The 1,661-nt window shown below is 40.3% G+C and carries 2 protein-coding genes; both read right to left on the reverse strand.

What is annotated here, in order from left to right; genetic code table 11:
- Nucleotides 1–148: 148 nt before the first annotated feature.
- Nucleotides 149–355, reverse strand: coding sequence for a type II toxin-antitoxin system HicB family antitoxin (locus O9290_RS15505; protein WP_002758550.1), 207 nt, complete (start codon nt 353–355; stop codon nt 149–151).
- A gap of 382 nt (nt 356–737) precedes the next feature.
- The coding region (locus tag O9290_RS15510) for a WD40 repeat domain-containing protein (protein WP_288056204.1) at nt 738–1,661 on the reverse strand (924 nt) is incomplete at its 5' end.

A 1,661-nucleotide genomic window follows, 5' to 3' on the forward strand; every position in this document is an offset into this window, starting at 1 on the left:
AATCCTTATCTGGCAAGAGACTTAATTGATTAGTTCGCTCTAGATAAAAAACAATTGACAAAAATCGCTAAATGCCTTTCTCTATAAGGGTTCCATCCCTTATAACCCCCGTCCATTGCATAACACAAACCGAAGAGCCAGATTGACTTCATACAGAAATCTCCACTAATTGCTGATTCTCTTTTCGATCAAGTAATTTTTTTTCATGAGAAACTTCTAACCAGCCTTCTATTGCCTCTTTAACCATGACCATCAAATCATCATAATTTTCTGCCCAAGTATGACAACCAGACAAAGCTGGTACATTTGCACACCAAACATCATCTTCTTGCCAGACAACCACTTTGATATTCATAATAAATATTTTTTATTGACTGAGATTTATTTTAATAATAACATAAACTTGTTTTTTTGTGTAAGCCGATCTTTTAGGGTGCGTGTTTGCATCGATAATCTCTGACAAAAAAACAAATTAATAATCCGCAACCCACGCAGCAACTTAATTATTAAATTAGTGCGTTACGCTTTGGCTAACGCACCTACGATTTATGTTTATGTTTGTGGCTAAATTGACAAAAGTTGCTCAAAATATAGCCTTAACAAGATAAATCGGCCTATTCCTAGTTAAGCTGAGTTGAGGATAAGCCGAAACCCTAATTTTACCCTAGCTGGTTAGCTCTATTCTTTCGTGGAAGTTGTGACCAAATCTTCTTAGTCCGAACTAACTTAGCTGACAATTAATTCTTTGTACCAATACCATCACACAAATGCCTATCTTCCTCCTCAACACCAGAATTAGGATTGTGCAAATAAGCCCGTACCCAAGCGCAACTCCGCCCCATTAAACCATCTAAACCCCAACCATATTCTCCATTCCACAGTTTGATAGTCTTGTCATGACTACCGGTCGCTAAAGTCTTACCGTCTGGACTAAAACTCACAGTATAGACACTGCCATTATGCCCAGTGAGAGTGCGGATTTCTTCCCCTGTCTCTACATCCCACAGCTTGATTGTGTTGTCACCACTACCGGTCGCTAATGTCTTACCGTCGGGGCTAAAACTCACGCTATTGACAGTCTCATTATGCCCAGTGAGAGTGCGGATTTCTTGACCTGTCTCTACATCCCACAGTTTGATTGTCCTGTCATAACTACCGGTCGCTAATGTCTTACCGTCACTACTAAAACTCACGCTATAAACATGGCCATTATGCCCCTTGAGAGTGCGGATTTCTTGACCTGTCTCTAGATTCCACAGTTTGATTGTGGTGTCTTCACTACCAGAGGCTAATGTCTTACCGTCACTACTAAAACTCGCGCTATAAACATGGCCATTATGCCCCTTGAGAGTGCCGATTTCTTCCCCTGTCTCTACATTCCACAGTTTGATTGTCTTGTCTTCACTACCGGTCGCTAAAGTCTTACCGTCGGGGCTAAAACTCACACTCCAGACACCATCATTATGCCCTACTAAGCGATTAGATTCCCTTCCTTCAATTAGAATCTTCTGCAAAGCATCAATTACCTTCGTGTTGCTTGCGTTGTGTTTCTGCAAAATTTTTCCTGCCTTAATCGCTTCAACAATAGCATCTAATTCTTTTCCCTCTTCATTAAAGAGATGCAAAGAATAACCACTGAGAGAATTTGCTAAACTAAGTTC

It is taken from the genome of Microcystis sp. LE19-41.2A (assembly GCF_027530405.1).
Classification (GTDB): domain Bacteria; phylum Cyanobacteriota; class Cyanobacteriia; order Cyanobacteriales; family Microcystaceae; genus Microcystis; species Microcystis aeruginosa.